The following is a 19,524-nucleotide window of genomic DNA, read 5'->3' as shown; positions in this document are numbered from 1 at the left end:
CGCGTGGTGGTGAAGATGACCGGCCGGGCTGAATCGCTTGATGCCGTTCACGAGCGCCCTCGTGACTCCCTAAGGACAGCCTTGATCAACCATGTGTGGATGACACGTCTGGACGACGAGCTGTACTCAGGACTCGACGACCTTCCCGGCGGGGTCGGGGAGGCTGTCGAGCAGGACCTTGAGATCGCCGGCCTCCGGAGCGCCGAGCCTGGAGAAGATCTCGAAGGCCTGCCGTAGACAGTCCGAGCTCCTCGTCACGCTGCCGAGGCCGCGTAGCGCCTTGCCCAGCACGGTCAGCGAGAGCGCCTCGCCGTAGGGGTGGCCGATCTCGCGGGAGACCAGCAGAGCCTGCTCGGCGTGGCGTACGGCGTCGGAGTGACGCTCGGCCGCGATGAACGTCTCGGCCAGCCGGGAGCACACGCGCTGCTCCCAGACGCGCTGCTTGCTGGCCCGGAAGAAGGCCAGGCACTCGGCGTGGTGGTGCACGGCCTCAGTGAGCCGGCCGACCCGGGACAGGACGATGCCGAGGTGGTAGCGGGCCCGGGCGGTGCCGGCGCCGCTGCCGATCTCGGTGAAGATGGCCAGGCCCTTCTCCGCGGCCGCGATGGCGTCCTCGGGCCGCCCCAGGCCCAGGTGGTCGCGGGCCGAATAGCTGAGGACCAGAGCCTCGCCGGCCGGCACGCCGTTCTCGCGGTAGAAGTCCATCGCCGCGTCGAACAGCGCCAGCGCCTCGGTGTGGCGGCGCTGCCTGCCGACGACCACGGCCAGGGCGTTGAGCACCTCGCCCATGACGATCTTCTCGCCGCGCTCGGCCGACAAATCGTGCACGCGCCTGAACTGCTCCTCGGCCTCGCGCAGCCGGTTGCCGGCGAACAGGACCCGGCCCAGCACGTAACGGGCGCGCAGTTCGCTCGCCTGATCGCCGATGTTCTGCGCGCCGGCCAGCACGGCGCGGGTGCCCTGGTCGAACTCGCGCGTGTGGGTGCCGGACTCGAGCAGCGGCTCCATCGCGACCAGCAGGTCGGCGGCGGGCAGCAGCTGCTCTCCGGTACGCGCGGTCGCGGCGGCCTGGTTGATGGCCGCGAACAACGAGTCGCCCTCGGAGATCAGCCACGCCACCGCCTCGTCGGCGGAGCCGAACGCCCGCCCGCTGCCGACCACCACCAGATTGGCCGGGATCATGCTGCCCTCGTAGGCCAGCCGATGCGCGGACTGGGCCGAGGCCAGGTAGAAGCCGAGCAGCCGGCGCAGCGCCAGGGCACGGGCCTGCGGCCGCTCGCTCTTGGCCAGCTCGCGGCGGGCGAACAGCTTGAGCAGGTCGTGGAAGCGGTAGCGGCCGGGCGCGGGCGCCTCCAGCAGGCTCGCGTCCACGAGCGACTCCAGCACCTCCTCGGCCTCGAACGCGCTCATCCCCAACACGGCCGCCGCGGCACCGGCGGAGATGCCGGGTCCGCTGGGCAGCGACAGCAGCCGGAACGCCCGCGCCTGGGCGGGGTCCAGCTGCCCGTAGCCGAGCGCGAAGGTGGCCTCCACGGCCAGGTTGCCCACCCGCATCTCATCCAGGCGGCGCTGCTCGTCGGCCAGCCTGGGCACCAGCGAGGCCACCGTCCACGACGGGCGCGCGGCCAGCCTGGCGGCCACGATCCGCACCGCCAGCGGCAAGAAGCCGCACGCGGCCACCACGTCCATGGCCGCGCCGTGCTCGGCCGCCACCCGCTCGGGCCCGGCCACCGCCGCGAACAGCGACAACGCCTCGTCCGGCTCCAACACGTCCAGGTCGATGAGCCTGGCCGACGGCAGGTCGGCCAGCTTGCCCCGGCTGGTCACGATGGCCGCGCATCCGGGCGAGCCCGGCAGCAGCGGGGCGACCTGCCGGGCGTCACGGGCGTTGTCCAGCAGCACGAGGATGCGGCGGTCGGCCAGGATCGACCGGAACAGCGCCGACCGCTCCGCGAGCCCGTCGGGGATCACGTCCGGCGGGATGCCGAGCGCGCGCAGGAACCCGCCGAGCGCCGACTCGGGCGCGGTCGCCTCGTCGGTGTAGCCCTGCAGGTCGGCATAGAGCTGGCCGTCGGGGAACAGGTCGTCCGCCGCGTGCGCCACGTGCACGGCCAGCGTGGTCTTGCCGACGCCGCCGATGCCGGAGATCGCCGCGACCGGCACGCCCTCGGCCGAGGACGGCTGGACCGACAGCAGCGAGCGCAGGCGTCCGGCCAGTTCCTTGCGGCCGGTGAAGTCGTTGACGGCGGCGGGCAACTGGGCGGGCCGGGGCAGCTCGTGCGGGTGCGGCGGCTCCTCCTCGCCGGCGGGCTCGTCGGCGTGCGCCTCGGCGGCGAGGGGCGCGGCGGCGAGCGCCGGGTCGGCGGCCAGGATGCGCTGGTGCAGCGCGGCCAGCTCGGGCCCCGGCTCGATGCCGAGCTCGTCGATCAGCGCCTCGCGGGTCTCGGTGAAGACGTTGAGCGCGTCGCCCTGCCGCCCGCACCGGTAGAGGGCCAGCATGAGCTGGGCACGCAGCCGCTCGCGCAGCGGGTGGTCCGCGGTCAGCGCGATCAGCTCGGAGACGATCTTCGCGTGGTTGCCCAGCTCCAGGTCCACGTCCATGAGCGTCTCGACCACGCTGATGCGCCGCTCGATCAGCCGATCGCGCTGGTGCTCGGCGTACGGTCCCACGGCGCCGCCCAGCGGCTCGCCCTCGAACAACGCGAGCGCGGCCCGCAGCCCCTCGGCGGCCTCGCGCAGCCGGCCGCCCTTACGCGCGGTCTCGGCGCCGGCGATGCCGCGCTCGAACCTGGTCAGGTCCAGCCCGTCCTCGGGCAGGCGCAGCGCGTAGCCCCGGCCTATGGAGGTCAGCAGCTCCGGACGGGAGCGGGCCGGCCGCTCCGGCTCGAGCACCGTACGCAGCCTGGAGACGTAGGTGCGCAGTGCTCCCAGGGCGCGCGGCGGGGCCTCCTCGCCCCAGACCGCGTCGATCATCTCGTTGGGTGTGACCGCGCGGCCTTCCCGCAGGAGCAGCATGCCGAGAATGGAACGCTGCAGCGGGGTGCCCAGGTCGAGTTCCTGGCCATCACGCCACGCGCGGACAGGACCGAGCACGGCGAACCGCAGCCCGCCCTCAACGCTCTGACCAGCCATGCCGTCTGTCTCCAAGCCAATGGAACGATTTGTTACCAAATGATAGGTCTATCCTTGCCCGTCACCTAGATCCAGGTTGATCGTTAACTGACCTGTTGATCCGCCTTTAATTAGGTGTTGAGCATGCCCCCGGATGCTGATGGGTGTCGGCTTGGGCCATGACGCACCGCGGGGGCGTGTCATGCAGAGCGACGGCAGGCAGGAAAAAATACCGGCCCCGCCCAGGAAACTGGGGCGGGGCCGTGGTGGACGGGTTCTCAGGCTGCCTCGACCAGTCCCAGCCGCATGGCCAGGCGCTCCCGCACGAGCGGCCATTCGGAGTTCAGGATCGAGTAGAACGCGGTATCTCGGACCGTGTTGTCGGCGCCTCGGCTATCCGCTCGCCGCACCCCGTCGAAGTGTGCGCCGAGGGCCTCGATGGCGGCCCGGGATCTGGTGTTGCGTACGTCTGCTTTCAGGGTGATGCGGTGGACGTTCCATGTCTCGAAGGCGAGCGAGAGCATGAGGAACTTGCTCTCCCGGTTAACCCCCGTGCCCTGGGCGCAGGCGCCCAGCCAGGTGTAACCGATGTCGGCCACGGACGGGACATCGCCCACCGCACCGCGTGCACCCGGAGGCCAGGGCATGGGGCCCTGCCAATACTCCAGGTGCATGAGACGGGTGGCACCGACCACGCGGTCGGTGTTCAGCCACCGGATGGCGAAGGGCAACGTGCGGCCCTCCGCCTGCTCAGCCATAGCGGCCTCCACGTAGGAGACCATCTCGTCCCGGCCATGCGGGACACGAGTGAAGGCGTATGTGGAACGGTCTTCACCCGCCGCCGCGACAAGGTCATCGACCGCCGCGAGGCTGAGAGGTTCCAGGCGCACGGAGCGCCCGGACAGGGTGACAAGAGCGGGCATGTGCACATGATGGAGGGTGCGCACCGTGCACGTAACCATGCAGTTAGGAAGATCTTTTGCAGGTTTCTGCAGACAGGGTGTTTCCGCAGGTCAGAGCCCCCTTTTGAGGGATGGTAAACCTGTTCTTGGGGAAAGATTCGCCTAACTGTGACATGGCGCCCGGGCAGTGGTCAGTGCCGTACCAGAGCGAGCTCCTTCAGACCCGTCGACAGATGGTCGAGGCTGCCCGCGATCCACGGCAGTTGGAGCGGGTCTTGGCTGGTCAGAGCGGCCATGCGTTGTTCGGTGGTCTCGCCGTAGAGGAGGCTGACCGCCACCCGCATCCTGGCCGCGGCCGGGTCGTCGCCGAACGCGTGGCCGGGCAGGACGCCGATGCCGTGCTCCTCCAGCAGGATCTTGGTGATCTCGGCGGAGCCGCCGAGTCGCAGGTGGCTCAGATCGGGATAGAGATAGAAACCGCCCTGCGGCACCGGCACGGCGGCGCCGATCTCGGTGAACCTCTCATAGACCGCCCGCGCCACCGTGCCGTGCAGCCGGCGACTGAGCGCGATGCGCCGGGTCAGCTCCGCGGGCTCCTCGAAGGCGTAGGCCGCGGCCTCCTGGACGGGTGCGGCGGGCGCCGACCAGATCTCGCTGGCCACCGCCAGTAGTTGCCTGTGCAGCGCGTGTGCGCCCGCGGGCAGCCTGGCCACGCCGATCCGCCAGCCGCCCAGCGCCAGGCTCTTGCTCAGCCCGGTGGTGATGATCGTGCGCTCGGGCGCGAGATCGGCAGGCGAGGTGTACGGCAGGTCCGGGTCGTGCATCAGATCCCGATAGATCTCGTCCGAGATGATCATCAAGTCGAGCTCTCGGGCGAGGTCCACCAGGCGGCGGATGCTCTCCGGCGTGGCCAGCCGTCCCGTCGGGTTGTCGGGCAGCGTGACCAGCACGGATCTCACGGTCCTGCCCTGGGCCCTGGCCAGATGCACTTCGGCGGCCACGAGATCGGGGTCCGGAACTCCGCCCTCTCCTGGTGGTGCGGGCACCAGGATCGGGCGCGAGCCCACAAGGTCGGCCTGTGCGGCGTAGCTGACCCAGCTGGGCATGGGCAGGACGATGTCTCCGCCGATCGCCAGGAGCAGGCCGTACAGCAGCGACTTGCTGCCCGGTCCGCAGACGACCAGCCCGGGGTCGGTGATGAGCCCCCGTCGTTCCCAGTAGCCCGCTGCCGCAGCCCGCAACTCGGGCGCCCCCGCGACCGGCCCGTAGCCGTTGCGTTCTGATGCGGCGGCCAGCTTGTCGCGCAGCGCCGGGTGGACGGGCAGCCCCGCCTCACCGAAGGCCAAGTGCAGCACACGTTCCCCGGCGCGTCGTCTTCGCTCGATGTCCTCATTTGCCGCCAAAGTGGCGGAGAGGGTCACGCTCATAGTTGTCACGTTCCCAGGGTGGTTGGATGAAGGCATCACCACAAGCGAGGCTTTTGGTGGGTAGGCATAAGGAAGTCCGATGCTCGAATTGCGACGTTTGGTGCTGATCTGCGAATTCGCCCGTCGGGGCAGCATCGCCGCGACCGCCGCGTCGCTCGGCTACAGCCCGTCGGCGGTTTCGCAACAACTCGTGGCGCTTGAACGGGAGACCGGCACGGCCCTGATCGACCGCACCGCGCGCAGTGCCGAGCTCACCGATGCGGGCCGCCGGCTGGTCGCACACGCCGAGCGGATCCTGTCCATGGTCGAGGAGGCCGAGTCCGACCTGTCGGCGCACGCGGGCACCCCGGCGGGGCGGGTCGTGCTCACCGCGTTCCCCACGGCGGCGGTGGCCTTCGCGCCCGCGCTGGCGCGCACGTTGCGCCGGCACACCGATCTGACGCTGCGGCTGCGGCAGAGCAGGTCAGGGCGGGGCATGCGGGAGGTGCAGTCGGGGGAGGTGGACATCGCGCTGGTCGACGACTGGTACGGGCGCGTCCGCGACAGCGAGAGCCTGCGCGTCTTCCCGCTGCTGCGCGATCCCCTGGTGCTGGTGGTGCCGCGTAAACATCGCCTGGCCGATCCTGACGTGCCGCTCGATCTGCGCGAGCTGCGGGACGAGCCGTGGATGGCCACGCCTGACGGTGAGCCGTCGCGGCTGGCGGTGGACCGGCTACTGGTGGACGTGGGCGGCACCCGGCCGACGCCGTGGGAGTTCGAGGGACTTGGGACGATACTCTCGCTCGTCGCCAAGGGCATCGGCATCGCCGCCGTGCCCGCGCTCGCGCTGTCGGCAGGGATACGCGGGCTCGCCGTGCGCCATTTCCCCGGTAATCCGGTCGGGCGCGACGTGCACGCCGTGGCCCGGGGCTCCAGCGTGCACCGGCCCTCGGTGTCGGTCACGCTGCGGGCGATCCACGTGGCCGCCCGGTACATCGCCGCCGACCTGGAGCCGTTGCGGCTGGCGGATCGGCACAGGACCGACGACGACTAGGTTTCGGCACCCGGGGAGAACGCCGCTGGCGGTAGCGTCTGCTGTCATGGGGCCGACGTACGAGATCGAGCAGTTGCTGCTCTCCCAGCCGAGCGTCCGCACGGTCGCGGGCGTCGACGAGGTGGGCCGGGGCGCCTGGGCCGGTCCTGTCACGGTGTGCGCGGTCGTCACCGACCTGTCCGAGCCGCCACTGGGACTGACGGACTCCAAGCAGCTCACCGCCGCCAGACGCGGGCCGCTGGCGACCGAGCTGGCCGCGTGGGCGGCCGGCATCGGGTACGGCGAGGCCACGCACACGGAGATCGACACGCTCGGCATGACGGAGGCCCTGCGCCGGGCCGCCAGGCGCGCCCTGGAGGCGCTCCCCGCCCGCCCGGACGTGGTGATCCTGGATGGCAAGCACGACTACATCGGCGCCCCCTGGCCGGTGCGCCTGGAGGTCAAGGGGGACGCGGCCAGCGTCTCGGTCGCCGCCGCGTCCGTGCTGGCCAAGGTCCGGCGGGACGCCTACATGGGGACGATCGGGCACGAGGAATACGCCTTCGCCGACAACGCCGGCTACCCCTCACCGGTCCACCAGGAGGCCCTGGCCCGGCTGGGGCCCACACCGCATCACCGGCTCTCGTGGTCCTACCTGGACGATCTTCCGCAGTGGCGGCACCTGAAGCTCCATCGGGACCCGCTCGCGTGCGAGGGCCAGGTCACTCTGTTCAGCTGACGGGCCTGGCATCATCGGGTGGGTGCGCATCGGGGTCTTTCTCATCGCGGCGCAGTTCCCCGGCCAGGAGGCCGGGCGGGTGCTGGCCGACACCGTGGAGCTGATCGCGGCGGCCGAGGAGGCGGGATTCGACGACGCGTGGATCGCCGAGCACCACTTCATGTCCTACGGCGTCTGCCCGTCCGCGATCACGCTGGCGGCCGTCGCGGCCGGCCGGACGACGCGGATCGGGCTCGGCACCGCCGTCAGCGTGTTGTCCACGCACCATCCCGTGGCGCTGGCCGAGCAGGCGGCCATGCTGCACCACCTGTCGGGCGGGCGGTTCACCCTCGGCGTCGGCAGGGGCGGGCCGTGGGTGGATCTGGAGGTGTTCGGGACCGGTCTCGAGCGGTTCGAGCGGGGGTTCGGGGAGTCCCTCGACCTCTTGCTCGACGCGCTTTCCCGGGATCGGGTCGCCGCCGAGGGCGAGTTCTTCCGCTTCCGTGAGGTGCGGATGGTGCCGGAGGCCCGCATGCGGCCGGTGGTCGCGTGCACCTCGGAGCCGACCGTCGCGATGGCGGCCGAGCGCGGGCTGCCGATGTTGCTGGGCATGCACATCGGCGACGCGGAGAAGGCGTCCATGGTGGCGCGCCACGGAAGCGCCGGCGGGCACATCGCGGCGGCCGTCGGCTACGTGGCCGACTCCACGGCGCAGGCGGTGCGCGAGCTCAAAGAGTCGATGCCGAAGTGGCTGGGGCCGGGGCTGGCGGGATACACGCCGGTGGACGGCCGGCCAGCGCCCTCGCGCGACGTCGGCGCATACGTGGACCTGCTGACCCGCATCCACCCGGTCGGATCGGCCGAGCACTGCGCCGAGGCCATACTGCGTACCGCGGCGAACACCGGGATCGAGCACGTCATCCTGATGGTCGAGGGCCTCGGAGAGCACCGGCGCACGCTGGAGAACGTGCGCCGGCTCGGGCACGAGGTGCTGCCGATGGTCCGGCGAGCCGGCCTGGCCGGCTCGCCGGAAGCGCTCAGCAGTCCACGAGCTCCGGTTTCTGGTTGAGGATCTGGGCTCGCGGGGTGACGAAGTCGGCCAGGGCCTTGGCCGCCGCCGGGTCGAAGACCGCGACCCGATGGCAGTTCTGGAAGGCCAGCCGTACGCCGAAGTGACGCTCCAGCGCGCCGCGCATCGAGTCGCTCGCCAGGCAGCGCAGGAGCTCGCCGCGGGCCTCCTCGGACGGCGGCGGCACCTGGTTGTCGGCGAACTCGGCCCCGGTGTGCTCACGCTGCTTGACCAGCTCGCTGATCAGCGACCAGGCGTAGGGAAGTGAGTCGCGTACGCAGGCGAGGAACGCCGCGTCGTCGACGTCACCGGCCCTGGCTTGGTCGAGCAGATCGTTCGGAACGGTCAGCGACATGCTGTCTCCTCTCGAAAGGGTCGGAACTGACGCTAGGTGAGCGAGGGGAAATCTCCAGATGCCTGACGGGCACAGTCATGTGATCAGGGGCCGTAGACGAAGTCCGGGTCCACCTGCTCGGCGAGGTCGGTCCCGGTCCGCTCGTTGGCCCATGCGCGGGCGTTGCGCAGGTGGAACTCGACGGTCTGCCGGCCGAAGCGCTCCCAGTCCTTGTCCTGCTCGTCGAGGGTCTTGCGGAGCAGGGCCAGCGCGTCGGCGTTGACCGGCTCCAGGTCGTCGAGCGTGAAGTGGCGGCCCTGCTCCATGGCGCGCACGGCGGCCGAGTGCTCCATCCAGGTGAGCAGGTCGTCGCCCACGTGCTCGCGCAGGAAGTCGACGTCGGACCGGTCGTGGACCTTGTTACCGATGACGGCGAGCGCGACGTCGTGCTTGGCGGCGTAGTCGCGATATTGCCGGTAGACGCCTACGCCCTGCAGCGTGGGCTCAGCGACGAGGAACGTCAGGTCGAAGCGGGTGAACAGGCCCGAGGCGAAGGAGTCGGCCCCCGCCGTCATGTCCACCACGACGTATTCGCCCGGGCCGTCGATCAGGTGGTTGAGCAGCAGCTCCACCGCGCCGACCTTGGAGTGGTAGCAGGCCACGCCGAGGTCTTCCTCGGTGAACGGGCCGGTGGCCAGCAGGCGCACGCCGTCGGGCGTGGTGAGGCCGTAGGGGTCTGCGGCCAGGTCCTTGAAGCTCAGCAGCGTGGAGCCGCGCCCCGGCGGGGTGGTCTTGACCATGGCCGCGGCGGAGGAAATGCGGGGGTTGGCGCCGCGGAGGCGGTCCTTGATCTCGGTGAGATGGGCACCGAGCGGCTCGGGCTGCCGGTCGAGGCCGAGGACCAGGGCCAGGTGCTGGTTGATGTCGGCGTCCATGGCGACCACGGGCGCGCCCTGGCTCGCCACGTGCCGTGCGAACAGGGCCGACATCGTGGTCTTGCCGCTGCCGCCCTTGCCGACGAAGGCCACTCTCACGGGAACTCCATGGTGAGGATGAAAATCGTTTCCGAATGGGTCGCCACCATCATGCCACACTCGGATCATGCATAACGAGGAATTGGCGCAGGCGGCGCGGCTGCGAGAAGAGGGCAAAAAGGACGAAGCCCGGCAATTGTTGCTTGAATTGGTGCGGCAGTATCCCGACGACGTCGACGTGGCCTATCAGACCGCGTGGGTGCACGACTCGCTCGGGCTGGAGGCCGAGGCGGTGCCCCACTATGAGCGGGCGCTGGCGGGCGAAGGGCTGAGCGAGGAGGACCGGCTCGGAGCCCACACGGGGTACGGGAGCACGTTGCGGGTGCTCGGGCGGTTCGAGGAGGCGCTGGCGGCGTTCGAGCGCGGGCTGGCGGAGTTTCCCGGGAATCCGGCGTTGCGCACGTTCATGGCGATGGCGCTGCACAACGCCGGACGGTCGGGCGAGGCGGTCTCGACGCTGCTCAAGGTCGTCGCCGAGTCGGACAAGACCGGCGGTTACCAGCGAGCCATCGCGTACTACGCGGACAACCTGGACGAGACGGTCTAGCCGCAGGTGGCGTCCAAATTGACCGGGTCGTCCGTGTGTGGCTCGGGGGTCCGGGCCGAGGTGGCCGACTTGGCTGAGCGGCGGTCGTCCAGCGCCTCGGAGACTTTGCGCCGGATGAAGGACCAGTCGGGGTAGGCGGTGTTGATCAGCGGCGGCACGAAGTTGAGGCTGCGCATCCTGGTGCCCTTCACCTTCTGAGCCAGGTCCACGATGGCCGGAAGCAGGTCCTGGGGAATGTCGGTGGAGATGGCGCGCTTGGTGGCGGCGGCCAGGCTCTCGAAGCTGTTGAGCACGGTCATCGGGTCGGCCTGCTTGGCCACGGCGTTGAGCAGGCACTTCTGGCGGCCCATGCGGACGTAGTCGTCGCTGTCGGTCCGTGAGCGGCCGAACCACAACGCCTGCTCGCCGGAGAGCTTGCGGGTGCCGGCGGGGATGAGGCCCTCGCGGTGGCGGCCGTACACGATGGGGTCCTTGATCGTGACCTGCACGCCGCCCATGGCGTCGACGATCTCCGCGAAGCCCTTCATGTCGATCATTGCGTAGTAGTTCACGGGGATGCCGAGGATGTCGCCGATCGTCTGCTTGAGCAGGGTCGGTCCCGGCTTGTCGCGTCCGGCGCGGGACACCACGTCCGGGTTGTCCTCGGCGTACTGGAAGACCTCGTTGAGCAGGCCGGGAGTCTCGGTGCCGCTGCCGGTGAAGCCCCAGGGAAAGCGGTCCCTGGCCGGGCCGCGGGGGAACCGCACCCGCTGGAGGTTGCGCGGCAGGCCGAACAGGGTGGTCGCGCCCGTCTCGACGTTGACGCTGGCCACGGTCATGCTGTCGGTACGCACGCCGGGCCTGCTCGGCGCCGAGTCCGCGCCGAGAAGCAGGAAGTTGACGCGCTGCGCGCCGTTCCACGGGTCGTCGGCCATGACGGGGGAGGCGCCCGTGGCGGTGAACAGGCTGGTCACGACGTCGCGCGAGAGGTAGGCCACCCGGGCGGCGTAGACGGTGGGCGCCAGCACGAGCGCGCAGAGCGCGATGGTCAGCGCGGTGGTCAGGAAACGGCCGATCTTGTCCGGGCGTGGCGGGCGCACCAGCACGAAGGACCAGACGATCACACCGGTCCAGGCCAGGGCGATCGCCACCAGTCCCACGGTGAGCCAGGCGAGCCAGCGAGGCTGTACGGCGAGAGACAGGAGGTTCGTGCTGAACGCGGTGAACACGGTGAGGATCCCGGCCAGCATCACGACATGAGCCGCCATGAGCGCCAGGCCGGCCTTGCGGCGCTCGACGGCCAGATGCGCCACCCCCCACAGCACCGCCGACGCCAGTGTCAGCGCGATGCTCGCCCCCAGGCCGATACCGCGCTCTTTCTCCGTCATGCCTGGTCAAACCCCCATTACGTGGCTATCCACGCAACCCTAGGAATGGGATGTGCGTGATTGACGGTGCGAAGGGGAAGGTGTCGGTCAAGTCACCGTCAAGACCTCCTTGAGATATAACGTGAATGTGCGCAAACGACACGGTAGCTATGGGTTGGACGCTCCGTGGGCCATGGTGGGTTTGCTTTTCGGCGCGATCGTGCTGGTCGCCCTGGCCGTGATCTCGTTCGCCGTGGACATCCTGGCGGCGGGCGTCGTGTTCCTGTTCGGCGCGCTCTACACCGTGGCCAGTGCGGTCAGTTACCTCTACACGACGCGGCGCGGCAAGTTCGCCGTCTGGGCCGAGGAGCTCCAGCGGCTGGGCGGCGATGAGCGGCTGCTCGATCTCGGCTGCGGGCGGGGCGCGGTGCTGCTCCTGGCGGCCGAGCGACTGGACACCGGCCGAGCGACGGGTGTCGATCTGTGGCCGGGCTCCAGTGGACGGGGCCAGTCCGCCAACGGGCAGTCGGCGACCAGGTCGAACGCCGCGGCCGAAGGCGTCGAGGACCGCGTCGAACTGGTCACGGGCGACCTGCGCGACCTGCCGTTCGGTGACGACGCCTTCGACGTGGTCGTGTCCAGCCTGGCCATCCACAAGATTCACGACGCGCAGGGGCGCGAGCGGGTCATCAGCGAGGCGCACCGCGTGTTGCGGCCCGGCGGGCTAATGCTGATCGCCGACTCCCGGCACACGCCCGCGTACGAGACCGCGTTACGCGGGCTCGGCGTCGTGGACGTCCGTCACCGCGACGCCGGCTGGCGCTTCTGGCACGGCGGCCCGTGGTTCCGCACGGACATTCTCGAAGCTCGCAAACCTTCCTGAGAGAAACGTTTGCCGCCGGTCCGCTGGGTATCCATGGCTCTCCATGAGCGACGTGGAAACCGGCACGATCAGCACCAAGGTGCCCGCGCGGCTGGACCGGTTGCCGTGGTCTCGGTGGCACTGGATGATCGTCATGGGTCTCGGCACCGTCTGGATACTCGACGGGCTCGAGGTCACCATCGTCGGAAACCTGTCCGCCCAGCTGGCCAAGCCGGGCAGCGGCGTGGACATCACCCAAGCGCAGGTCGCGGGCCTGGCCGCGGCACTCTACGTGGCGGGGGCCTGCTCGGGGGCGCTGTTCTTCGGCTGGCTGACCGACAGGTTCGGCAGGAAGAAGCTGTTCATCATCACGCTGATCGTCTACTTGGTGGCGACGCTGATGACGGCGTTCTCGTTCAGCGCGTGGTGGTTCTTCCTGTTCAGGTTCATGACGGGGTTCGGCATCGGCGGCGAGTACGCGGCCATCAACTCGGCCATCGACGAGCTCATCCCGAGCCGGCACCGGGGGCGCATCGACATCATCATCAACGGCAGCTACTGGCTCGGCGCGGCGGGTGGCGCGCTGCTGACCGTGCCGCTGCTGAACGACCTGCCCGTGAACATCGGCTGGCGGGTCGCGTTCGGTCTCGGCGTGGTGCTGGGGCTGGCGATCCTGCTGGTCCGGCGGCACGTGCCGGAGAGCCCGCGCTGGTTGTTCATCCACGGCCGGGACAGGGAGGCCGAGGAGATCGTCGACCAGATCGAGCGGGAGATCGGCAAGGACCTGCCTGAGCCCGATCAGTCGATGACCGTGCACCAGCGCAAGTCGATCGGGTTCATCAGGATCGCGCACACGATGTTCGCGCTCTACCCCAAACGGACCGTGCTCGGTTTCTCCCTCTTCATCGGGCAGGCGTTCCTCTACAACGCGATCACGTTCGGGTACGCGCAGATCCTGTCCACGTTCTACAAGATCGACACGAACACCGGCTACTACTTCGCGGTCATCGCGATGGGGAACTTCCTCGGCCCGCTGCTGCTCGGCCACCTCTTCGACACCGTCGGCAGGATCCCCATGATCTCGGCCACCTACATCGGGTCGGGGCTGCTGCTGCTCGGCACAGCCTGGCTGTTCAACGAGGGCGCGCTCACCGCGGTCACGTTGACCGCATGCTGGTCGGCGGTGCTGTTCGTGGCCTCGGCGGGGGCGAGTTCCGCGTACCTGACTGTCAGCGAGATCTTCCCGATGGAGACCAGGGCCATGGCCATCGCGTTCTTCTTCGCGATCGGCACGGCCGGCGGCGGCATCGCGGGTCCACTGATCTTCGCCTCGCTCGTGGAGACCGGCGTGCCCGGCGACACCGCGCTCGCATTCACCATCGGCGCGCTGGTGATGATCGCCGGTGGGCTGGTCGAGCTGTTCCTCGGGGTCAAGGCCGAGCGGAAGGGGCTGGAGGCCATCGCGGCGCCGCTGACGACCGCCGGGGTGACGCGGGCCGCATGACCTTGAGCTCTTGCGTGCTGCAGCGCCCTTGCCGGGCTGGAAACGAGCTTGAGCCTGACACTGTGTGAGGAGGTATGCCAGATGTACCTACTTCGAGGAGGAACATCGTGGAGATGGCGGAGCGAGTTGATGAGGTACTGCAGGCGGGTGGGGCGCCTGGCTTCCACGGGCTCGTGGTGATGCGGGGTGGGGAGGTCGTTCTCGAGCGTTACGGGGCGGGGGTCGATTACCGGCTGGGTGATTCACTGGGGCATGTCGTGTTCGATCGAGACACGTTGCACGACATGCGGTCGGTCTCCAAGAGCATCGTGGCGCTGCTGTACGGCATCGCGCTGGGCGATGGGCTGGTACCGGAGCCGGGGGCGGGGCTGGTGGCGCAGTTTCCGGAATATCGGGATTTGGTGGAGGATCCGGAGAAGGCTCATCTCACCGTCGAGCATGCGATCACCATGACGCTCGGACTCGAATGGAACGAGGACGCCCCCTACACGAGCACGGCCAACAGCGAGATCGCGATGGAGTTCGCCCCCGACCGCTACCGCTATGTTCTGGAGCGGCCGGTCGTCGAGGAGGCGGGAAAGTTCTGGCACTATTGCGGGGGCGCGACCGCGCTGCTCGGTGGGATCATCGCGCGCGGGACGGGGCAGCCCTTGGAGGACTACGCCGCCACGGCGCTCTTCCGGCCGCTCGGGATCACCGACTTCGACTGGTCCAAGGGAATGCACGGGGTGGTGTCGGCTGCGGCCGGGATCCGGCTGCGGCCGGTCGACCTGGCCGCCATCGGGCAGCTCGTGCTCGACGGCGGCCGCGGGATCGTGCCGGGCGAATGGCTCCAGGAGATGCTCCGGCCGCGGGTGAACATCGCCGAGGGGTTCGAGTACGGCTACCAGTGGTATCTGGTCACCGGCGACCGTCCCCACGTCAAGGGCATCGGGAACGGCGGGCAGGAGCTGCTCGTCCTCCCCGGGGAAGAGCTGGTCGTGGCCGTGACGGCGGGCGAATACGACGGTGACACGGCCAGCTCCAGAGCCGTGCTCAAGGCCGTGCTCACGGAATGAGCAGAATCCGGCCTGTGGCCGCGCGGCTCTCCAGGAGGCGGTGGGCCTGCGCGGCCTCCTCAAGCGGCAGCGTGCGGTCGATGAAGGCCTGGCTGCGTCCCGACGCCAGCCGGGCCAGCATCTCCGGATAGTGGGTGCCGAACGCCGCCGCGGCCCAGGCCGGACCGCTGCAGCCCGTCAGCGTCACGCCGCGTTCCAAGAGGTCGGCGGCCGTGATGGCGGGAGGTTCCCCGCTCAGCAGCCCGTAGTAGAGCATGCGGCCCGAACCCGGGGTGAGGCGGTCGAGCACTTGTCTGGCCGTCGTCCCGGCGATGGACTCGAAGACCACGTCCACGTCCGGCAGCTCCGCGGGCCAGCCGGCTGTGCTGTGGTCGATGGCGATGTCGGCGCCCAGCGTGACGGCTCGTTCCCGCTTGGCGGACGAGCCGGCCGTGGCGATCACCCGCCCGGCACCGTACTCCTTCGCATGCTGCACCAGATAGCCGCCCACCGCGCTGGTGCCCGCCTCCACCAACACGGTCTCCGTGCCGTCGAGGCGCGCCCGGTGGAGGAGGGCGAGGGCGATCGAGCCGGGCGCCGCCACCGCCACCGCTTCGACGGGTGACACACCGTCCGGTACCGGGCACGCCATGGCGGCAGGCAGGACCACGTACTCCGCGTAGGCCCCGACGCCGCCGGTCACGCCCACCAGCGTGGTCCCGAGCACCTTCTCGTCGACGCCCGGGCCTACCTCGACCACCTCGCCAACCGCCTCCGCGCCGATCACTTCGGGCAGCGCGAGCGGGAACGGCAGCGTGCCGGCCCTGATCTGGGTCTCGGCGTAGCTCACGCCGATGGCCTGGGCGCGGACGAGCACCTGGCCTTCCCCTGGTCGGGGACGCGGCAGGTCGGCCATCTGGAGACGCTCCGGACCGCCTGTCTTGGACAGGACGACAGCACGCATGGCTTCTCTCCTAAACTGAACCAGTGGTCCAGTTAATATATGGACCGCTGGTCAACTTTGTCCATACGAAAGAATGACCGGATGGAACGTCGGGAGCGGGCCGATGCCGCGCGCAACAGGCAGGCGATCCTGCGGGCGGCCGAGGAGCTGCTGCGGCGGCACCCGCCCGAGCAGGTCTCCGTCGAGCGTGTGGCGGCCGCCGCCGGTGTCGGCAAGGGGACGGTTTTCCACCGGTTCGGGAGCCGTACGGGGCTCTTGCTGGAGCTCATGGGTGAGCGGGCCCGCGAGCTGGAGCAGGCCGTCACTGACGGGCCGCCGCCGCTCGGCCCGGGGGCGCCGCCGGTGGTGCGGCTGGTGGCGTTTTTCGAGGCGGTGGCCGTGCTGGCGGCACGCAACGGGAACCTCATGGCGGCGCACGAGCACGCCCAGGTCACCGGTAAGACGGCCAGGGAGGACAACCCGATCTACGTGTTCTGGCATCGGCACGTGTCGGAGTTGATCGCGGCGGGGCGGCCCGACGTGGACGCCGAGCAGATCGCGCACATGTTGCTCGGTGTGCTGCACATGGAGCCGATCGCGAGCCGGCTGCGGGCGGGAGAGCACGAGAGGCTCGCCGCCAGCTACGCCGATCTCGTCAAAGGGCTGATGGGCGGCGGCTCGTCAGAGGGCTGACTGGCGGAGAGCGGCCACAGCCGCTCTGATCGCGGGGTGCTCGCCGTACCCCCTCCGGAAGGCCGCCAGCGTGCGGCGGCTCAGCGGCAGGCGGGTGAGTGTGACCCCGGGCGGGGGCGAGGTCGCGGCCAGGCGCGGCACGAGTGCGACGCCCTGGCCGGCTGCCGCGAAGGCCAGGATGGTGTCGAAGTCGTCGATGTGGTGCCTGACGCGCGGCTCGAAGCCGGCCGCCTGGCATGCCCTGATCGCCATGGTGTGGCAGAGGGTGCCGGGCTTGTTCATGATCCACGAGTCGTCGCGAGCGTCGGCGATCGAGGCTCGGTCGGTCAGGTACATCGGCTCGCTGAACAGCGGCTCGGTCTCGATGGCGGCGTCGGTGACCGGCGGGACGAAGTCATAGTCGTGCACGAGCGCCACATCCAGCTCCCCCGCCCGCAGCGCGGCCGAGACGTCGGCGGGGTCGATCTCGGCGACCATCGGCTCCAGCCCCGGGTGGGCCGCCGTGAGGGCGGCGAGGGCGCCGGGTAGGAGCACGCGGGCCGCCGTCGGGAACGCGCCGATCCGCAGCGGACCCGACGGCCCGCCACGCACGGCGGCGAGTGCGGCCGAGGCACGCTCGAGCTGTTCGAGCACTGCCTGCGCGTGCTCGACGAGCAGGTGGCCCGCCGGGGTCAGCGTCACAGTGCGTCCTGTGCGTTCGAGCAGCGGCACGCCGGCCTCCCGCTCCAGCGCGCTGAGCTGCTGGGAGACGGCCGACGGCGTAAAGGTGACCGCCTCCGCGACCGCGGCGATCGTGCCGCGCCTGGCCAGTTCGCGGAGGAGGAGGAGCTTACGCGGGTCGAGCATAAGCTCAGCTTACGCTTGAACTTAGGAATCCGAACTGGACCTAACGGGTTGCGTCGGGTCAGGCTCAAAGCATGTTGAGAGGAATCCATGTGCCGCTGGTCACCCCGTTCAACACGGCGGATGAGGTGGCTGTAGAGGCGATCGAGAAGCTCGCTCACCAGGTGCTCGACGACGGCGCGGCCGGGCTGGTCGCCTTGGGCACCACCGGTGAGGTGGCCGCGCTCGACCCCGAGGAGCGGGCCCGGGTGATCGAGGTGTGCGTACGGGTCTGCCGGCAGCGGCAGGCGCTGCTGACGGTCGGGGTGACGGGAAACGACGTGCGATCGACGGCGCGGGCGTTGCGCAGCCTGCCCGAGGGGGTCGGGGCCGCCCTGGTGACCGTCCCGTACTTTCTGCGGCCCGGCGAACGCGGCGTTGTCGCGTACTTCGAGGCGCTGGCCGAGGAGACGCCGGTGCCGCTGGTGATCTACCACATCCCCTACCGGACCGGGCAGGCCGTGAGCGCCGCGACGCTGCGCCGGCTGGGGACGCATCCGATGGTCGCCGGCGTGAAGTACGCGGCGGGCGGGATCGATCAGGATGCGGTCGACCTGCTGGGGGACCTGCCCGACGGGTTCGAGGTGGTCGGCGGCGACGACGCGTTCATCTCGCCGCTGCTCGCCCTTGGCGCTTCGGGTGGGATCCTGGCCTCGGCGCAGCTGCGTACCAGGGACTTCGTCGAGCTGGCCGGCGCCTGGCAGGCGGGGGACGCGGGCCGGGCGCGGGCGCTCGGGCACCGGCTGGCGCGGCTCTCGGCGGCGCTCTTCGCCGAGCCCAACCCGACCGTGATCAAGGGCGTGCTGCACGCCCAGGGCCTGATCCCGACCCCGGACGTGCGGCTGCCGCTCCTGCCCGCCGGCGAGGCGGCGGTGTCACAGGCTCGCCTGGTAGCGGTACATCCAGGCGAGTGATTCCTGGCTCGCGCTCTTCTTGAGGAAGATCGGCAGCATCAGGTCGCGGAAGACCCGGGCGACCGGGCCCGCGGCCTTGCTGTTGCTGATCGTCCTGGAGTACGCCACGACCTGTTCCACCCGGGGCCGCCGCTCGGCCTCGTAGCGCTCGAACGCCTCGCGGTGATCCCGGCTGTCGCGCAGGCACCTGGCCAGGACGATCGCGTCCTCGATGGCCAGCGAGGCGCCCTGGCCCGCGCTGGGCGAGGTGGCGTGGGCGGCGTCCCCGAGGAGCAGGACCCGGCCACGGTGCCAGACGGGCACCGGCGGCAGGTCGTGGATCGGCAGGCCCAGCTCGACCTCGCTGCGCCCAATGAGCTCGGCGGAGGCGTTTGCGTCGTCCTCGAACGCCCTGACCAGCTCCGCCCGCCAGCCCTCTGGAACGTCGCCGAGCCGCCTGGGCAGGTTCGCGAACCACCAGGTCTCACCGGACTCGGCCACCGAGTAACCGAAGAACGCGCGCTTGCCGAACACCATGTTGTACACGCCGGGCTCGCCGGCGAGGCCGCTGTCCTTGACGATCCCGCCGAAGCTGTACAGGCCGCTGTAGCGGGGTGCCGGGGCCTGCGGGTCGAGGATCGCGCGGGTGCGCGAGTGCACGCCGTCGCAGGCGATGAGCAGGTCGCCGGTGGCCTCCGAGCCGTCGTCGAACCTGGCAATGATCTCGCCGCCGCGGTCGTCGTACGAGATCAGGCGCTTGCCGTAGGTGATGGGGATGCCGCGCTGCTCGGCTTCGTCGCGGATGGCGCGGTAGAGGTCGGAACGCTGGACGGTGTGGCTCACGGTGCCGTCGTCGAGCCGCAGGCCGTTGGCCACCTCGCCGAGCCGCTTGCCCGAGCCGCTCCACATGACCATGCGCGGGGTGGGGATGGCCGTTTTCAGCACCTGGCGGTGCGCGCCCAGCACGCGCAGGGCGGCCAGGCCGTTCGAGGCGATGTTGAGGAAGGAGCCCACGTTCTCCGCGCCCTGCCCGTACGCCTCGAAGATCTCGGCGTCGATGCCCACCTCGCGCAGGGCCATGGCGGTAACCGGGCCTGCGATGCCGCAACCTATGACCAAAGCCTTCATTATGGTAACCTTTCGTTCGGTCGAACGAAATATATGACGAAGGCGGGCCCTGTGTCGAGAGGTATTTCGGAGCATCGAAAGA

Annotated in this window: 18 protein-coding genes; 9 read left to right on the top strand and 9 right to left on the bottom strand. The window is 70.1% G+C overall.

What is annotated here, in order from left to right; all coding sequences use genetic code 11:
- Positions 1 to 126: 126 nt before the first annotated feature.
- The 3 genes from Q9G87_RS17850 to Q9G87_RS17840 all read right to left on the bottom strand — a co-directional run bounded on the left by Q9G87_RS17850 (position 127) and on the right by Q9G87_RS17840 (position 5,440).
- Entirely contained in the window at positions 127 to 3,132 is a 3,006-nt protein-coding gene (locus tag Q9G87_RS17850) for an AfsR/SARP family transcriptional regulator (protein ID WP_305917496.1), read from the bottom strand.
- 257 nt (positions 3,133 to 3,389) lie between these two features.
- On the bottom strand, positions 3,390 to 4,034 hold the full coding sequence (locus Q9G87_RS17845; protein WP_305917495.1) for a GNAT family N-acetyltransferase: 645 nt from the start codon (positions 4,032 to 4,034) through the stop codon (positions 3,390 to 3,392).
- Between the two features lie 170 nt (positions 4,035 to 4,204).
- A complete protein-coding gene (locus Q9G87_RS17840) occupies positions 4,205 to 5,440 on the bottom strand; it encodes a pyridoxal phosphate-dependent aminotransferase (RefSeq protein ID WP_305917494.1) in 1,236 nt (411 codons plus the stop codon).
- 79 nt (positions 5,441 to 5,519) lie between these two features.
- Between Q9G87_RS17840 and Q9G87_RS17835 the strand changes: the two genes are divergently transcribed.
- Genes Q9G87_RS17835 through Q9G87_RS17825 form a run of 3 tightly spaced genes read left to right on the top strand, consistent with a single transcriptional unit; the run spans position 5,520 to position 8,239 of the window.
- On the top strand, positions 5,520 to 6,473 hold the full coding sequence (locus tag Q9G87_RS17835; protein ID WP_305917493.1) for a LysR family transcriptional regulator: 954 nt from the start codon (positions 5,520 to 5,522) through the stop codon (positions 6,471 to 6,473).
- A 25-nt stretch (positions 6,474 to 6,498) separates the two neighbouring features.
- Complete coding sequence (locus tag Q9G87_RS17830; protein ID WP_305917735.1) at positions 6,499 to 7,191, top strand: ribonuclease HII; 693 nt, start codon at positions 6,499 to 6,501, stop codon at positions 7,189 to 7,191.
- A gap of 22 nt (positions 7,192 to 7,213) precedes the next feature.
- Positions 7,214 to 8,239, top strand: coding sequence for an LLM class flavin-dependent oxidoreductase (locus Q9G87_RS17825; RefSeq protein ID WP_305917492.1), 1,026 nt, complete (start codon positions 7,214 to 7,216; stop codon positions 8,237 to 8,239).
- Here the strand turns inward: Q9G87_RS17825 and Q9G87_RS17820 are convergent.
- Both Q9G87_RS17820 and Q9G87_RS17815 read right to left on the bottom strand, forming a co-directional pair.
- On the bottom strand, positions 8,208 to 8,594 hold the full coding sequence (locus tag Q9G87_RS17820) for an SCO5389 family protein (RefSeq protein ID WP_305917491.1): 387 nt from the start codon (positions 8,592 to 8,594) through the stop codon (positions 8,208 to 8,210). The two genes, Q9G87_RS17825 and Q9G87_RS17820, sit on opposite strands and share 32 nt — an antisense overlap.
- An 83-nt stretch (positions 8,595 to 8,677) precedes the next feature.
- Positions 8,678 to 9,607 (bottom strand): ATP-binding protein, encoded by a 930-nt coding sequence (locus Q9G87_RS17815; RefSeq protein ID WP_305917490.1) that lies wholly within the window; start codon positions 9,605 to 9,607, stop codon positions 8,678 to 8,680.
- Between the two features lie 67 nt (positions 9,608 to 9,674).
- On the opposite strand from Q9G87_RS17815, the gene Q9G87_RS17810 reads away from it, so the two are divergent.
- Positions 9,675 to 10,154 carry a tetratricopeptide repeat protein gene (locus tag Q9G87_RS17810; protein WP_305917489.1) on the top strand — a complete coding sequence of 160 codons (480 nt, stop codon included), beginning with the start codon at positions 9,675 to 9,677 and terminating at the stop codon, positions 10,152 to 10,154.
- Here Q9G87_RS17810 and Q9G87_RS17805 read toward each other — a convergent pair.
- On the bottom strand, positions 10,151 to 11,521 hold the full coding sequence (locus Q9G87_RS17805; RefSeq protein WP_305917488.1) for an LCP family protein: 1,371 nt from the start codon (positions 11,519 to 11,521) through the stop codon (positions 10,151 to 10,153). The genes Q9G87_RS17810 and Q9G87_RS17805 overlap by 4 nt on opposite strands.
- 172 nt (positions 11,522 to 11,693) lie before the next feature.
- On the opposite strand from Q9G87_RS17805, the gene Q9G87_RS17800 reads away from it, so the two are divergent.
- The 3 genes from Q9G87_RS17800 (at position 11,694) to Q9G87_RS17790 (ending at position 14,924) form a co-directional block, all read left to right on the top strand.
- Positions 11,694 to 12,383: a class I SAM-dependent methyltransferase gene (locus Q9G87_RS17800; protein WP_305917487.1), complete on the top strand. Its 690-nt coding sequence runs from the start codon at positions 11,694 to 11,696 to the stop codon at positions 12,381 to 12,383.
- A 43-nt stretch (positions 12,384 to 12,426) separates the two neighbouring features.
- Positions 12,427 to 13,866 (top strand): MFS transporter, encoded by a 1,440-nt coding sequence (locus Q9G87_RS17795; RefSeq protein ID WP_305917486.1) that lies wholly within the window; start codon positions 12,427 to 12,429, stop codon positions 13,864 to 13,866.
- Between the two features lie 113 nt (positions 13,867 to 13,979).
- On the top strand, positions 13,980 to 14,924 hold the full coding sequence (locus Q9G87_RS17790) for a serine hydrolase domain-containing protein (protein WP_305917485.1): 945 nt from the start codon (positions 13,980 to 13,982) through the stop codon (positions 14,922 to 14,924).
- Here Q9G87_RS17790 and Q9G87_RS17785 read toward each other — a convergent pair.
- Positions 14,914 to 15,867 (bottom strand): quinone oxidoreductase family protein, encoded by a 954-nt coding sequence (locus Q9G87_RS17785; RefSeq protein ID WP_305917484.1) that lies wholly within the window; start codon positions 15,865 to 15,867, stop codon positions 14,914 to 14,916. The two genes, Q9G87_RS17790 and Q9G87_RS17785, sit on opposite strands and share 11 nt — an antisense overlap.
- Before the next feature lie 81 nt (positions 15,868 to 15,948).
- Here Q9G87_RS17785 and Q9G87_RS17780 point away from each other — a divergent pair, with 81 nt between their 5' ends.
- Positions 15,949 to 16,539: a TetR/AcrR family transcriptional regulator gene (locus Q9G87_RS17780; RefSeq protein WP_305917483.1), complete on the top strand. Its 591-nt coding sequence runs from the start codon at positions 15,949 to 15,951 to the stop codon at positions 16,537 to 16,539.
- Here Q9G87_RS17780 and Q9G87_RS17775 read toward each other — a convergent pair.
- Positions 16,528 to 17,385 carry a LysR substrate-binding domain-containing protein gene (locus Q9G87_RS17775; protein WP_305917482.1) on the bottom strand — a complete coding sequence of 286 codons (858 nt, stop codon included), beginning with the start codon at positions 17,383 to 17,385 and terminating at the stop codon, positions 16,528 to 16,530. The genes Q9G87_RS17780 and Q9G87_RS17775 overlap by 12 nt on opposite strands.
- 71 nt (positions 17,386 to 17,456) lie before the next feature.
- Here Q9G87_RS17775 and Q9G87_RS17770 point away from each other — a divergent pair, with 71 nt between their 5' ends.
- Positions 17,457 to 18,335, top strand: a complete 879-nt coding sequence (locus Q9G87_RS17770; protein WP_305917481.1) for a dihydrodipicolinate synthase family protein — start codon at positions 17,457 to 17,459, stop codon at positions 18,333 to 18,335.
- On the opposite strand, the gene Q9G87_RS17765 is transcribed toward Q9G87_RS17770, so the two are convergent.
- Positions 18,297 to 19,442 carry an FAD-dependent oxidoreductase gene (locus Q9G87_RS17765; protein ID WP_305917480.1) on the bottom strand — a complete coding sequence of 382 codons (1,146 nt, stop codon included), beginning with the start codon at positions 19,440 to 19,442 and terminating at the stop codon, positions 18,297 to 18,299. The two genes, Q9G87_RS17770 and Q9G87_RS17765, sit on opposite strands and share 39 nt — an antisense overlap.
- Positions 19,443 to 19,524: the final 82 nt, after the last annotated feature.

The organism is Nonomuraea turcica, assembly GCF_030718205.1.
Lineage (GTDB): Bacteria > Actinomycetota > Actinomycetes > Streptosporangiales > Streptosporangiaceae > Nonomuraea.
Note: the sequence above shows the minus strand (reverse complement) of the source record. Positions and strands in the feature narration are given on the sequence as shown.

What these genes read in the sequence shown, in the direction of transcription:
- Q9G87_RS17850 (WP_305917496.1), bottom strand. Translation starts at nt 3,132, where the DNA reads ATGGCTGGTCAGAGCGTTGAGGGCGGGCTGCGGTTCGCCGTGCTCGGT.
- Q9G87_RS17845 (WP_305917495.1), bottom strand. Translation starts at nt 4,034, where the DNA reads ATGCCCGCTCTTGTCACCCTGTCCGGGCGCTCCGTGCGCCTGGAACCT.
- Q9G87_RS17840 (WP_305917494.1), bottom strand. Translation starts at nt 5,440, where the DNA reads ATGAGCGTGACCCTCTCCGCCACTTTGGCGGCAAATGAGGACATCGAG.
- Q9G87_RS17835 (WP_305917493.1), top strand. Translation starts at nt 5,520, where the DNA reads ATGCTCGAATTGCGACGTTTGGTGCTGATCTGCGAATTCGCCCGTCGG.
- Q9G87_RS17820 (WP_305917491.1), bottom strand. Translation starts at nt 8,594, where the DNA reads ATGTCGCTGACCGTTCCGAACGATCTGCTCGACCAAGCCAGGGCCGGT.
- Q9G87_RS17810 (WP_305917489.1), top strand. Translation starts at nt 9,675, where the DNA reads ATGCATAACGAGGAATTGGCGCAGGCGGCGCGGCTGCGAGAAGAGGGC.
- Q9G87_RS17805 (WP_305917488.1), bottom strand. Translation starts at nt 11,521, where the DNA reads ATGACGGAGAAAGAGCGCGGTATCGGCCTGGGGGCGAGCATCGCGCTG.
- Q9G87_RS17800 (WP_305917487.1), top strand. Translation starts at nt 11,694, where the DNA reads ATGGTGGGTTTGCTTTTCGGCGCGATCGTGCTGGTCGCCCTGGCCGTG.
- Q9G87_RS17795 (WP_305917486.1), top strand. Translation starts at nt 12,427, where the DNA reads ATGAGCGACGTGGAAACCGGCACGATCAGCACCAAGGTGCCCGCGCGG.
- Q9G87_RS17790 (WP_305917485.1), top strand. Translation starts at nt 13,980, where the DNA reads ATGGCGGAGCGAGTTGATGAGGTACTGCAGGCGGGTGGGGCGCCTGGC.
- Q9G87_RS17785 (WP_305917484.1), bottom strand. Translation starts at nt 15,867, where the DNA reads ATGCGTGCTGTCGTCCTGTCCAAGACAGGCGGTCCGGAGCGTCTCCAG.
- Q9G87_RS17780 (WP_305917483.1), top strand. Translation starts at nt 15,949, where the DNA reads ATGGAACGTCGGGAGCGGGCCGATGCCGCGCGCAACAGGCAGGCGATC.
- Q9G87_RS17775 (WP_305917482.1), bottom strand. Translation starts at nt 17,385, where the DNA reads ATGCTCGACCCGCGTAAGCTCCTCCTCCTCCGCGAACTGGCCAGGCGC.
- Q9G87_RS17770 (WP_305917481.1), top strand. Translation starts at nt 17,457, where the DNA reads ATGTTGAGAGGAATCCATGTGCCGCTGGTCACCCCGTTCAACACGGCG.
- Q9G87_RS17765 (WP_305917480.1), bottom strand. Translation starts at nt 19,442, where the DNA reads ATGAAGGCTTTGGTCATAGGTTGCGGCATCGCAGGCCCGGTTACCGCC.